General features: G+C 69.2%; 14 protein-coding genes. 9 read left to right on the plus strand and 5 right to left on the minus strand.

All coding sequences use genetic code 11. The features are described from left to right. Window positions 1–26: 26 nt before the first annotated feature. The 5 genes from AB0383_RS15295 to AB0383_RS15315 are packed head-to-tail and all read left to right on the plus strand — an operon-like array spanning window position 27 to window position 4170. On the plus strand, window positions 27–1385 hold the full coding sequence (locus tag AB0383_RS15295; RefSeq protein WP_364175270.1) for an MFS transporter: 1359 nt from the start codon (window positions 27–29) through the stop codon (window positions 1383–1385). Window positions 1386–1417: 32 nt separating this feature from the next. Further along, window positions 1418–2353 (plus strand): ABC transporter substrate-binding protein, encoded by a 936-nt coding sequence (locus AB0383_RS15300; RefSeq protein ID WP_364175267.1) that lies wholly within the window; start codon window positions 1418–1420, stop codon window positions 2351–2353. Beyond that, complete coding sequence (locus tag AB0383_RS15305) at window positions 2350–3159, plus strand: carbon-nitrogen family hydrolase (protein WP_364175264.1); 810 nt, start codon at window positions 2350–2352, stop codon at window positions 3157–3159. Before AB0383_RS15300 ends, AB0383_RS15305 begins: the two co-directional genes overlap by 4 nt. Then, the gene (locus tag AB0383_RS15310; protein WP_364175261.1) at window positions 3156–3794 is read left to right on the plus strand and encodes a DUF2848 family protein; all 639 of its coding nucleotides are present in this window, start codon (window positions 3156–3158) and stop codon (window positions 3792–3794) included. Before AB0383_RS15305 ends, AB0383_RS15310 begins: the two co-directional genes overlap by 4 nt. 28 nt (window positions 3795–3822) lie before the next feature. Continuing rightward, entirely contained in the window at window positions 3823–4170 is a 348-nt protein-coding gene (locus tag AB0383_RS15315) for a cupin domain-containing protein (protein WP_220239106.1), read from the plus strand. 177 nt (window positions 4171–4347) lie between these two features. Here the strand turns inward: AB0383_RS15315 and AB0383_RS15320 are convergent, their stop codons facing one another. After that, window positions 4348–5826 carry a 4-hydroxyphenylacetate 3-hydroxylase N-terminal domain-containing protein gene (locus tag AB0383_RS15320; RefSeq protein WP_366187572.1) on the minus strand — a complete coding sequence of 493 codons (1479 nt, stop codon included), beginning with the start codon at window positions 5824–5826 and terminating at the stop codon, window positions 4348–4350. Next, complete coding sequence (locus AB0383_RS15325; protein ID WP_364175255.1) at window positions 5823–6386, minus strand: flavin reductase family protein; 564 nt, start codon at window positions 6384–6386, stop codon at window positions 5823–5825. The genes AB0383_RS15320 and AB0383_RS15325 overlap by 4 nt, the downstream gene beginning before the upstream one ends. A 138-nt stretch (window positions 6387–6524) precedes the next feature. On the opposite strand from AB0383_RS15325, the gene AB0383_RS15330 reads away from it, so the two are divergent. Together AB0383_RS15330 and AB0383_RS15335 are read left to right on the plus strand one after the other, a co-directional pair. Continuing rightward, on the plus strand, window positions 6525–7061 hold the full coding sequence (locus tag AB0383_RS15330) for a MarR family transcriptional regulator (protein ID WP_364175252.1): 537 nt from the start codon (window positions 6525–6527) through the stop codon (window positions 7059–7061). A gap of 91 nt (window positions 7062–7152) precedes the next feature. Beyond that, window positions 7153–7704, plus strand: a complete 552-nt coding sequence (locus AB0383_RS15335; RefSeq protein ID WP_366187573.1) for a MarR family transcriptional regulator — start codon at window positions 7153–7155, stop codon at window positions 7702–7704. 81 nt (window positions 7705–7785) lie between these two features. Here AB0383_RS15335 and AB0383_RS15340 read toward each other — a convergent pair whose 3' ends face one another. Genes AB0383_RS15340 through AB0383_RS15350 form a run of 3 tightly spaced genes read right to left on the minus strand, consistent with a single transcriptional unit; the run spans window position 7786 to window position 10131 of the window. Continuing rightward, entirely contained in the window at window positions 7786–8550 is a 765-nt protein-coding gene (locus AB0383_RS15340) for an ABC transporter permease subunit (RefSeq protein WP_364175249.1), read from the minus strand. Beyond that, window positions 8540–9307, minus strand: a complete 768-nt coding sequence (locus AB0383_RS15345; RefSeq protein WP_366187574.1) for an ABC transporter permease subunit — start codon at window positions 9305–9307, stop codon at window positions 8540–8542. The genes AB0383_RS15340 and AB0383_RS15345 overlap by 11 nt, the downstream gene beginning before the upstream one ends. Then, entirely contained in the window at window positions 9304–10131 is an 828-nt protein-coding gene (locus tag AB0383_RS15350; RefSeq protein WP_364175243.1) for an ABC transporter ATP-binding protein, read from the minus strand. Before AB0383_RS15350 ends, AB0383_RS15345 begins: the two co-directional genes overlap by 4 nt. A gap of 240 nt (window positions 10132–10371) precedes the next feature. Here AB0383_RS15350 and AB0383_RS15355 point away from each other — a divergent pair, with 240 nt between their 5' ends. Further along, window positions 10372–11334, plus strand: coding sequence for an ABC transporter substrate-binding protein (locus tag AB0383_RS15355; RefSeq protein WP_364175241.1), 963 nt, complete (start codon window positions 10372–10374; stop codon window positions 11332–11334). 14 nt (window positions 11335–11348) lie between these two features. Further along, the gene (locus AB0383_RS15360; RefSeq protein WP_366187575.1) at window positions 11349–12284 is read left to right on the plus strand and encodes an alpha/beta fold hydrolase; all 936 of its coding nucleotides are present in this window, start codon (window positions 11349–11351) and stop codon (window positions 12282–12284) included. Window positions 12285–12297 lie beyond the last annotated feature (13 nt).

Below are 12297 nucleotides of genomic sequence, written 5' to 3' on the forward strand. Positions count from 1 at the left end.
GGTGCCGCCCGGGCCGAGGAGCGCGGATGCGACCCGCTGCCACGTTCGACCACTGTCTCACCGAGACCCCATTGTCCCCCAAAGTCCTCGCGATCGCCGCCATCGGCGGCGCCGCGGTGATCTTCGACGGCTACGACCTGCAGGCCCTGGCCTACGGGCTGCCCAAGATCGTCGCCGAGTGGCACATCTCCCCCGTCCAGGCGGGGCTGCTCGCGTCGTTCACGTTCGTCGGCCTGTTCATCGGCGCCGTCGGACTCGGCGCGCTCGGCGACCGCTTCGGCCGCAAACGCATGCTCGTGCTGGGCGTGTCCGTGTTCGCGGTTTTCATGGGCACGGCCGGGTTCGCCGGCGACTACACACAGTTCGCGATCCTGCGGTTCTGCGCCGCCATCGGCATGGGCGGCGTGCTGCCCGCGACGATCGCGATGCTCGGCGAATACGTGCCCGTGCGCAAGCGCGGCCGGATGATCGCCGCGTCGGCCGGCTGCTTCACGTTCGGCTTCGTGCTCGCGGCCGTGGCCGCGACACTGCTGGTGCCGAGCTTCGGCTGGCGCCCGCTGTTCCACATCTCCTACGCGGCCCTGATCGTCGCCGCCCTGATCGCGTGGTTCGTGCCCGAAACGCCGCAGTTCCTCGCCACGCGCAGCCGGTACGAGGAAGCCCTCGCGACCGTCAAGAAGGTCTACCCGACGATCTGGCCCACCGCGCAGGCCGCCGACCCGGCCACGTTCTTCACGGGCCCGCGCACCGAGAACGGCAAGATCCAGCTGCGCACGCTGTGGACGCCGCGCTACCGCAACTCCACGCTCACGATCTCGCTGCTGTATCTGTTCCTGCAGTTCGTGGTCTACGCACTCGACTTCTGGATGGTGTCGCTGCTCGTGAAGCACGGCCTGTCGCTGGTCAGCAGCTACTCCTACGCGATCGAGCAGGCCGCCGCGGCCACGATCGGCGGGTTCATCCTCGGCTGGGTGCTCGACCGCATGAACCAGTACGTGGCACTCGCCATCGCGTTCGCGGCCGGCGGGGTGTGCCTGGTGCTGTTCGGCTTCGCGAGCTCGGTGGTCGCGCTCTACATCCTCAACGCCCTGGCCGGCGCGTTCATCATCGGCGGCCAGAACGTGGTGCACACGCTCGTGATGGGCACCTACGGGCCGGAGGCCCGCGCGACAGGCCTCGGCTGGGCGCTGGGCATCGGCCGCCTCGGCGGGCTACTGGGCCCGCTGATCGGCGGTTACCTGCTCGCCGCTTCACTGCCCTTCCCGGTGTACTTCCTGGCCTTCGCGGTGCCGGCGGTGCTGTGTTCGATCACCGTGGTGGTACTGCGGGCCGTCAAAAAGCCGGAACCGGCGCCCGTGGCACGCCAGCTTGACCCGAAATACTAAGCTAAGTACATTACTTGAGTACTGTTAATTTCTTGATCAGGAAGGCAACCATGCGCCTTGCCGTGCCCGATCTCGTCTCGAACTCCTACTTCCCCGCCATCGCGGCCGTGGAGCTCGGATACCTTCGCGACGAGGGTCTCGACGTGGAGCTGGAACTCCTGTTCCCCGTCACCGACGCAGCAATCGCCCTTCGCGAGGGGCGGATCGACTACCTCGCCGGGTGCGCCCACGCCCCGCTCTACGCCGACTCCACCTGGGGCGGGCAGAAGCTGCTGGCCGCGCTTGCGCAGAACATGTACTGGTTCCTCGTGGTACGGCCCGACCTCGACATCACCCGCGAGACGCTCGCCAAGCTCCACGACGTCCGCATCGGTGCCGCACCCGGCCCCGACCTCGGCCTGCACCGCCTGCTCGACGCCGAGGGCGTGGACCTGAAGGGGGCGAACGTGACCATCGCCCCCGTCGCGGGGGTGGCCGGTGACGTCTCGTTCGGCGTCACCGCCGCCAAGGCCCTGGCCGAAGGCAAGATCGACGCCTTCTGGGCCAACGGGATGGGCACCGAGGTCGCCGTGCAGCGCGGTGTCGGCAAGGTCGTGGTGGACGCCCGCCGCGACGGCTCCGCCCACTCGCTGTACACCTTCCCCGCCCTGATGACCACGGACCGCACGGCAGCCGACCGCCCCGAGGAGGCGGCGGCCGTCACCCGCGGTGTGCTGCGGGCCCAGCGCGAGCTGGTCCGGGACCCCTCGCTGGCCACGAAGGTGGGCACCGCGCTGTTCCCGGAGATGGAGGCCGGTCTCATCGCCGGCCTGATCGAGCGGGACGGGCCGTTCTACGAGCCGGCGATCTCCCCCGAGGCCGTGGCCGGGCTCGCCGGGTTCGCCCGCGCGACCGGGCTCACCGACCGCGAGCTTTCGTACGACGACATCGTCGCCGCGAGCGCCCGCGAGCTGTGGCAGGCCTCGTGAAGATCGCCCTCGTCCAGATCGGCAGCCCCGAGGACGAGCCCGTCGCCGCCCGGTTCGACCGGGTGGCCGGGCTCGTCCGCTCGGCGGCCTCGGCCGATCTGATCGTGCTGCCCGAGCTGTGGGCCACCGGGTACTTCGCCTTCGACGACTACGCCCGCGACGCCGAGCCGGCCGACGGCCCGTCGCTCGCGCGGCTCGGTGAGCTCGCCCGCGAAACCGGTTCCTACCTGCACGGCGGCAGTTTCGTCGAGCGGCTGCCCGACGGCGCGCTGCGCAACACCGCCGTGCTGTTCGACCCGAACGGCGAGCTCGTGCACAGCTACAGCAAGGTGCACGTGTTCGGCTACGAGTCGAAGGAAGCGCAGCTGCTCAAGCCCGGTGACCACGTGTCCGCGGTGGCGACACCGTTCGGCGCGGTCGCCGGCACCACGTGTTACGACCTGCGCTTCCCCGAGCTGTGGCGCTGCCTCGTCGACGCCGGTGCGGAGATCGTGATCGTGCCGGCCGCCTGGCCCGCGGCGCGGCTCGCGCACTGGCGCCTGTTCACCACCGCGCGAGCCGTGGAGGACCAGGTGCTCGTGGTGGCGTGCAACGCCACCGGCACGCAGGGCGGGGTCGAGCTCGGCGGGCACAGCCGCGTCGTCGACCCGTGGGGCACCGTGCTCGCCGAAGCCGGCACCGAAGAGGGGATCACCTGGTGCGACGTCGATCCCGGCGTCGTCCCCGCCACGCGCGAGCAGTTCCCCGTGCTCGACGACCGGCTCCCCAGCTACCGCGAACTGACCATCCGAGGAGCGCACGCATGACCGCACTCACCTTCACCGTGGCCGGGACGGGCGAAACCGTCGCGGTCGCCGACTTCGACCTCGTGGTCGCGGGCTACACCGGCCGCGACGAGGCCGCCGTGAAGCACCACATCGACGAGCTCGCCGCCATCGGCGTGCCGCCGCCCGACTCCGTCCCGGCGTTCTACGAACTCGACGCGGCGCTGGCGACGCAGGCCGCGACCATCTCCGTCGACGGCACCAACACCTCCGGCGAGGTCGAGCCGGTGCTCGTGCGCGCGGGCGGCAAGCTCTACCTCACCGTGGGCTCCGACCACACCGACCGCGACATCGAGACCTCCAGTGTCAAGGACTCGAAGGCGGCCTGCCCCAAGCCGCTGGGCACCACCGTGGTCCCGGTCGAGAACCCCGACTGGGACGCGATCGTCGCCGAATCCACTGTGGACGGCGTGCGCTACCAGCACGGCCCGCTCAGCGCCCTGCGCATCCCCACCGACGTGCTGGAGCTGCGCGGCGGCTCGGCCGAGCGCGACCTGGTGATGTTCTGCGGCACCCTGACGCTGCTCGACGGCAAGTTCGTGCCCGGGAAGGCCTGGACGCTGTCGCTGGCCCTGCCCGGCGGTCCCGAGCTCACCCACGCCTACTCCGTGTCCTGACCCCTCGTACCTGGAGAGAGAAACCCCCATGGCCAAACCTGAACACGAGTTCTTCCCCGCCAAGACGGTGGAGTTCACGCCCTGCGCGGGCGTCGTGCCGCAGCTGACCGAACGCATCCTCGCCGCAGACGGCGACAGTGGCGTCGCGACGCGCATCCTGCGCTTCGAGCCCGGCACGGACACCACCCCGAACGGCGTGCAGGTGCACGACTTCTGGGAAGAGGTCTACATCCTCGAAGGCTCGTTCCACGACACGCGCCTCGGCAAGACCTTCTCGGCCGGCGACTACGCCTGCCGCCCGCCGGGCATGGAGCACGGCCCGTGGACGAGCGAGGAAGGCTGCCTCACGTTCGAGGTGCGCTACCGCGCGAGCTGAACCGTCCACGGCGGACACTGAGAAGGGCGCCCGGCTTCGGCCGGGCGCCCTTTCTCGTCTTCGCGGTCCACCTCTTCCCGGTCCACGTCTTCGCGGGCCGGCAAGCGTCATCGTTGTGCGGGCATGGAAACGGGGCGCCCGGCGTTCGCCGGGCGCCCCGCGGTATGTCTGCCTCGCTCAGGCCTGCACGGTCTCCGTGCGGCCACCGAGGTCGTAGCCGGCCAGCGCACCGTCCACGAGGGCCTCCGCGCGGGCGAAGTCGTAGATCTGGCTCATGCGCGACTTCACGAGGAAGGGCGCGCCCGCGTAGAACATCTCGTACTGCTGGTGGCGGCTCGCGAACTCCGAGCCGACGAGATCCCACACGAGCTTGAGCAGCTTCACGCGCTCAACGGTCGGGTGGCCCGGGGACTGCACGTACCGCTCGAAGTCGGCGCGCGCCTCGGGGTTCTCGAAGTCGGCGGCCGAGGACGGCAGCTGGATCACGCCGCCGCCGACGAGGTCACGCACCAGGTGCAGCAGCTTCGGGTAGAAGTCCGACTGCAGCGTCATGGTCGCGTAGCACTCTTCGCGGCCGGGCCAGGCCACGCCCTTCTCGTCGAGCTCGCAGTTCTGCTCCTGCGCGTAGACGAGACCGGACACCATGGCCGCGTGGGCGGCCAGCTCGCCGAGCACCCCGCGCACCGGCGGGAACTTGTCCGAGCCGTTCATGCGCGCCACTCGCAACGCCAGGCCCGCCAGCAGGTCCAGCTTCACGGAGAAGCGGATCTGGGCCTGGTTGTTGCCCAGCAGGTGCGCCGGCGTGCGGCTCCACTGGTCGCTGGTGATCTGGCGGTCGCGGAACACGAACACCTTGTCCCACGGCACGAAGACGTCGTCGAACACGATGAGCGAGTCGGTCTCGTCGAAGCGCGTGGCGAGCGGGTAGTCGTACACGCTCGTGGCGGCTTCGGCGTAGCTGCGGCGCGAGTAGATCTTCAGGCCTTCGGCGCCGATCGGGACGGCGACGGAGATCGCCTGGTCCTCGTCACCCGGCTGCAGCGGCACGATGCAGCTGAGGATGAGGTAGTCGGAGATCGCCGCGCCCGTGCCGAGCATCTGCGCGCCGGCGATGACGATGCCGTCCTCGCGCTCCTCCTTGACGCCCGCGTACAGGTGCGGGTCGGCCTGCTGGTGCGCGGGCTTGCTGCGGTCGATCTGCGGCGGCACGATCGCGTACGAGCAGTAGAGGTCGTTGTCGCGCACGTATTCGTAGAACTTCGTGACGTTGTCGGCGAAACGCTGCTCGCCCGCCGCGAAGACGTCGGACCGGCCCGCCCAGCCGGCCAGGAAGCCCGCGACGTGCTCGGGCCCGCGGCCCATGAGGCCGAAGGTCGCCTCGGCCGTCTTGCGCAGCGCGACACGGCGGCGGCGCAGGTCGTCCTCGCCGCGCGGGATGAGGTACGACAGGTTCACCGGGGCGCCGGTGGTCGGGGACGGGAACGTCATCTCCGCGGCGTTGGCCGGGTCGTGCGCGACGTCGTACACGCGCGCGATGGACTCGACGGCCCCCTTGAACGCGGGGTGTGCGGCGACGTCGGAGACGTATTCGCCGTCGACGAACACTCGCCGGTTGTCGCGCAGTCCTTCGACGTAGTCCTTGCCGGAACGCGTCACGCCGATTCCTCCAGTGCGATCGGTAGCGGCCGGGGCCGCGGGTGGTGGACTCCTGCCTGCAGCTGCCGGTAGCGGCCGCGGAAGTGCAGGAGCGGTTCGTGGTGCGGCAGCGCCGAGCTGAGCCCGATGCCGCCGACTTTGGCGATGAGCACGGCGTGCGTGCCCGCTTGCACGTCCTGGTCGATTTCGCAGTCCAGGAACGCGAGAGCGCCCGCCAGCGCCGGGCTGCGCCAGCCCTCGTGGTCGGTGAGCCATTCCTCGGGCAAGGACTTGTCGGCACCCGGGCGGGCACAGTGGTCCGAGATCTCGCGGGCGGGCGAGCCGAGGATGTTCACGCCGAACCGGCGGGTTTCGGCGATACGCTCGTAGGTGCGGGTGGAACGGTTGACACAGACCAGGATCATGAGCGGATCGACGGACACCGACGAGAACGCGGTGGCGGTCATGCCGAGTGGGCGACCGGCCGCGTCCCAGAGGGTGATGACGTTGACGCTGGCCGCGAAAGAGCCGAGCGCCGCTTTGAATCCGCTGGGATCACTGTCCGCGGGGTGCAGAGCCATGGGGTGACCTCCTGGGCCAGAAGGCTAACAAGAATACCTTACTTTAGTCAACTAAAATGGTGCGACGTATGATCGCCGGGTTCACTCGCCGCCGCGCTCGTCCGAGAGGCCGTGCTCGTCCGAAGGGAAGCCAGCCGCATGAACGACGCAATGCGCGCCTACACGAAGTGGGCCGACATCGGCGACGCCAAGCGCAGCCGTGAGTTCCAGGCGTACGTGAAGAACATCGCCGACGCGCGCTACGTGACCCGCCGCGTGCTACGGATAGTCGACGAGCAGGCGAAGACCCACGGCCTGGAACCGCTGCTGCACCAAGCACTCCTGCAGGTCTACGGAACCGGCGAGGCCCACGGCATCACCGTGAGCACCCTGGCCGCCAGGCTCGACGTGGCGGCCGCGTTCGCCTCGCGCATGGTGCGCCGGCTCGAAGAGTTGGGCCTGGTGACCCGCGAGGCGTCGGAGAGCGACCGCCGCGCGACCAACGTCGTGGCCACCACCGCGGGAGCCGAGAAGCTCGCCGAGATCGACGACGAGGTGCACCACAGCATCGCTTTCCTGCAGCACCAGCTCAACGAGGACGAACGCCTGTCGGCGCTGTCGATCTTCGCCTTCTACGTGGGCCTCGACCCGGACTCGGCCATCGCGGAAGCCATCCGCGCGGCCGCTGATTCCTGAGCCTTCCCTGATATAGTGTCCTCAGGTTATTGACCTGGAGATGTAATCGACGGATGCCGTCGTCGAGGACACTGCGCGGAGGGGGATCACGGTGGAGGACGGGACCGCTGAGCTACTCGCCCTGTGGGGCAAGGGCGCGGTCGCGTCGAGCGACCTCGACTTCGCCAACCACGTCAAGGCGATCGCCCACGCGCGCTTCGTGCTGCGCAAGATCCTCCGGCTTCTCGACGAGCAGGCGATCGCCGGCGGCCTCCAGCCGCTGCAGCACCAGGCGCTGCTGCAGATCTTCGGCGCCGAGGACCCGCTGCCGGTGAACAAGGTCGCCGACCGCCTCGACATCGCGCCCGCGCTCGCGTCGCGCCTGATCCGCCAACTCGAGGAGAAGGGGCTCGTGCACCGCGCCCGCATCCCCGACGACCGCCGGGTCATCGCCGCGCACGCGTCGGAAGCCGGCATCGAGGTGCTGCGCACCATCGACAACGCCGTGCACCACCACGTGAACCACTTCCAGCGCCAGCTCACCGACGAGGGCAAGTTCGGCGCGCTGGCCACGTTCTCGTTCTACCTGGGGCTGGACTCGGACCCCCGGCTGGCGCTGCTGCTCACCGCGGCCGGGCACCACGCGCACGCGCACCACCACTGAGGCACCTGCCGGACAACCCGGGCATGGAGAGAGGCTCCGGCCCGGGTGCGTCCACACCGGACCGGAGCCTCCCGGTCTCGATCAGTTCTGCGGGCGATACCGCAGCAGGAACCCCTCGATTCCCGACACGAGCATGTTGATCACGAGCGCCACCAGCCCGACCACGACCACGAGCCCGTAGACCTGGGCCGACTGGAAGTTCTGCTGCGCGGTCTCCATGAGCTTGCCCAGCCCGGATACCTGCGTGCTGATCTCGACCACGAGCACCAGCACCAGCGTGAGCGGCGCCGCGATCTTCACGCCCAGCAGCAGTCCCGGCACGATCGCGGGCAGGTGGATCTTGCGGAAGGCCGCGAACTTCCCGAGCCGCAGCGTCGAGGCCACGTCGGAGAGGATCACGTCGGCCGCCTTCGCCGACTGGCGCACCTGCAGGAGCACGGGCCACAGAGCACCGAAGACCACCACGTAGAGCTTCATCGACTCGGTGTAGCCCACGAGCAGCACGGCGAGCGGCACGAGCGCGACCCCCGGCAGGAACCGGAAGTACTCGAGGATCGGGCCGAGCAGCCGTTCCGCGAGCGGGACGTGGCCGATGAGCAGGCCGAGGACCGTGCCGAGCACGGTCGCGGCCAGCAACGAGATCACGAACGTCTCGAGCGTGGCGAGCAGCCCGCCCAGCAGCGCGCCGCCGGAGGTGAGCTCCCACGTCTGACTGAACCACTTCGCCGGAGGCGGGAAGAACGTGCTCGTGCTGTCCCCGATCACCTGCCACAGCACGAGCAGCAGCGCCAGCGGCAACAGGCCCCGCAGGGGCGCGACCCCGGACTTGCGGGTTTTACGCGGCATCGTCGGCTCCCCCGGCGGCTTGACGGGCACCCGGCACGAACCGGAGTGTCCACACGAGAATGAAGTTGAGCACGATGCCGAGCACGCCGGTGAGCAGGATGTAGGAGAACATCGCCTCCGGGCGCAGCGACTGCTGCGATTGCACGAGCGCGTAGCCGATGCCCTCGGGGTCGCCGACGATCTCGGCGACGATGGCCAGCACCAGCGCGGCCGAGAGGCTCAGCCGCAGGGCCACGATGATCTTCGGCAACGCCGTGGGCAGCGCGAACTTGACCACCTTCGCCACCGGCGAAAGACCGAGGGTGCGCGCGAGGTCCTGGTGCACCGGGTTCACACCGCGCACGCCGTCGATCGTGCTGATCGCCACGGGCCAGATCGCGACCCACGCGGCGATCACGATCTCCATCTCCACGGTCTGCGCCAGCAGGATCACCACGATCGGCACGAACGAGATCGCGGGCAGCGCGCGCAGCACCTCCACCGAGGCCATGCCGTAGGTCCACGCGGGACGGACGAGCCCGAGCAGCAACCCCAGCAACAGACCCAGCACGGAGCCCAGCGCCCAGCCGCCGAGGCAGGCGGCGAGCGTGTGCCCGGTGTTCGTCATCAGCTCACCGGACGACGCGAGATCCACTGTGGACGACCAGATGTCCGACGGTGCCGGGACGTTGTCGTACGGCAGCAGCCCGGCCGACTTCACCAGCTGCCACAGCAGGATCACGGCCACCGGCACCGCGAACCCGATCAGGCGCCTCATTCGACCCCCGCATCATGCGCCTCGGACTCGGCTTTGAGCGCCTCGTACACGCGGTGCCGAGCGGCGAGGTAGGCCGGGAGCTCCTTCGTGGCCACCTGGTCACGCGGGCGCGGCAGGTCGATGCGCAGCTCGCGCCCGACCGTGGCCGGACGGCCCGCGAGCACGAGCACGCGGTCGGACAGGTACACGGCCTCGTCGATGTCGTGGGTCACGAACACGACCGTCGCGCCGGTGACCTCGGCGACCTTGAGCAGCTCGTCCTGCAGCTGTGCTTTGGTCATCGCGTCGAGCGCGCCGAAGGGCTCGTCCATCAGCAGCACCTCGGGGCGCATCACGAGCGAGCGCGCGATCTGCACGCGCTGCTGCATGCCGCCCGAGAGCTGCCACGGGTAGTCCTTGCCGCGGTCGGCGAGGCCGACCAGCTCGAGCGCCTCGCGGACGCGTTCGTCGCGTTCGGACTTGCTCGTGCGGCCTTCCAGGCCCAGCGCGACGTTGCGCTCCACCGTGCGCCACTGCAGAAGCGACGCGGCGTAGTTCTGGAACACGATGCCGACGCCGGCGGGCGGACCGGTGATCTCCTTCCCGCGGAACCGCACGGACGAGCCCTCGCCCGGGACGAGGAGCCCGGCGAGGATCCGCAGCAGGGTCGTCTTCCCGGTGCCGGACGGCCCGAGAATGCTGAGGAACTCCCCTTGGGCACAGGAAAAACCGACATCCTCGAGCACTCGCAGCACCTTGTTGCGCGTGCGGTACTCGACGAAAAGCTTCGAACAGGAAAACGCATCCGCCGTCTCGGTGGCCGGCGCGGTGGCTTCTACGGTCACGGGATCGGGACCTCCTTCAGGGCTGGCGTTGGCCATGATGGGCGCCTAACCTTCCACACGTCAATGACTTGAGTAGTGCTTTTCGGTCTGCGATCCAGCCTTAACAAGTCTGTTACCAGTGTCCTGAGCTGGACAGTTGAGAGATTAGCTAACCTGAGTTACTGTCTCTGCTCAACTACTTCGGATAGTGAACTTCTCCCCGATCCCCCACCCGTTCCCCCAAACTCCCACGGAGGCGTCATGAGGGGCACCCGCATCACCGCCCTGGCCACCGCACTGCTCGCGGGCGCGCTCGCCGTGTCCGGCTGCAGCGGTTCGAGCGGCTCCACCTCGTCGAGCGACGGCACGATCCGCGTGGCACTGAACAACACCAACGACTCGCTCGCGGTCGTCGTCGCCCAGCAACAGGGCTTCTTCACCAAGCACGGCATCAAGGACGTCAAGACGACGACCCTCAACGACATCACGCTGGTGCCCTCACTGCTGAACAAGCAGTACGACCTCGGGTTCAGCGTCGCGCCGATCATGCTGCGCGCGTCTTCGTCCGGCGTCCCGCTCGTGGCCGTGTCGGGCAACAACGGCGACTCGCCCGAGGACCAGAGCGTGCAGATCTTCGTGCGCCCGGACATCACGGACGTCAAACAGTTGCAGGGCAAGCGCATCGGCTCGCCGACGCTCACCGGCAACATCAACATCGCCACGAAGGCGTGGCTGTCGAAGAACGGCGTGGACCCCGCGGCCGAGCAGTTCGTGCAGGTACCCACGCCGAACATGATCGACGAGCTGAAGGCCGGCCAGGTCGACGCCGTCGAGGTGATCAACCCCTTCATCACCGTCGGCAAGCAAGCCGGGATGCGCAGCCTCGGCGACCCGGAGCGGGCGCTGAGCCCGAACTACCTCGGCGGCACGTACTGGATCGCATCGAAGGACTGGACCTCGGCGAACCCTAAGCTCGCCGACGGGTTCAAGGCGGCGCTGCAGGACGCGGCGCAGTGGATCAAGGCCAACAACGACAAGGCCTACACCGCGCTGGCCGCCTACACGAAGGTCACGGCCGAGCAGGCGAAGAAGTCGCCGCTGGGCGAGTTCACCACCGAGGTCTCGCAGGACGACCTGAAGATCTGGGGCGACGCCATGAAGCAGTTCGGCGGCTTCGGCGGCACGGTCGACTACAGCAAGCTCGTCTACACCGGCTCGAAGTGACGGGAGCACCACAAGTGTCCACTGAGGACAGAACAGCGGCGGCGGTCACGTACCGCCCCGCGGAGACCCCGGAGTCCCTGCTCGACTTCCACGCTCCCGACGGCGTGTCGCTGCAGTACTACGAGATCACCTCGCTCGACGACCGCTCCGGCCCGGCCGCGCACCTCGTGCCGGCCGAGCCGCTGCCCGACGCGCCGCTCGTGCTGAGCGTGCACGGCAGCGGCGGCAGCATCGGCAGCCTGCCGGTGCGCACGCTCGCGCTGGGCCTCAGCGGCCGCGGCGTGCCGGTGCTCGCGATCAACACCCGCCAGTCGGGCGACGCCGTGAACACCGACAGCTTCTACGCGACGGTGCGCGACATCGAGGCGGCGTTCTGGACAGCGCGCTCGCTCGGATACTCGAAGATCGTGCTGCACGGCCACAGCCTGGGCACCTCGCAGGTCACGTACTTCGCTGCCACGCACTTCCACCGCGAGATCGCGGGCATCGCGCTGACCGGCATGTTCGCCGATCTGCCGTGGAAGTCGCGGCACTTGCTGATCAACGACGAGGCCACCTACCGCGCGCTCACCGAGGAAGCCGTGGCGGCCGTGCAGGCCGGCGACTTCGGCCGCACGCTGGCGACGAAGATGTCGTGGCTCGGCGGGCGGTCGATGTCCGTGACGGCGCAGCACTTCCTCACCTACCGGCGCACGGGCACCGCGGGCGCGCGCAGCATCGAGTGGATCGCCCGCGTGCCGAACCCGATCCTCATGGTGCGCGACCAGCACGACACCGTGATCCACGACTTCGAGCCCGGCTGGCTGGAGGCGGCCCTGGAGCAGGGCATCTCGCCGTCGGTCACATCGGTGTCGCTGCCCTCGCCGGAAGGCACGGAAGGGCACCGCTTCGACGGCTCGGGCGAGTCGCTGGTGGACACCGTGGCCGGCTGGCTCGCGAAACTCGGCTGAAAGGAACTGACGA

Source organism: Amycolatopsis sp. NPDC051373 (genome assembly GCF_040689465.1).
In the GTDB taxonomy this organism is placed as follows: Bacteria; Actinomycetota; Actinomycetes; order Mycobacteriales; family Pseudonocardiaceae; genus Amycolatopsis.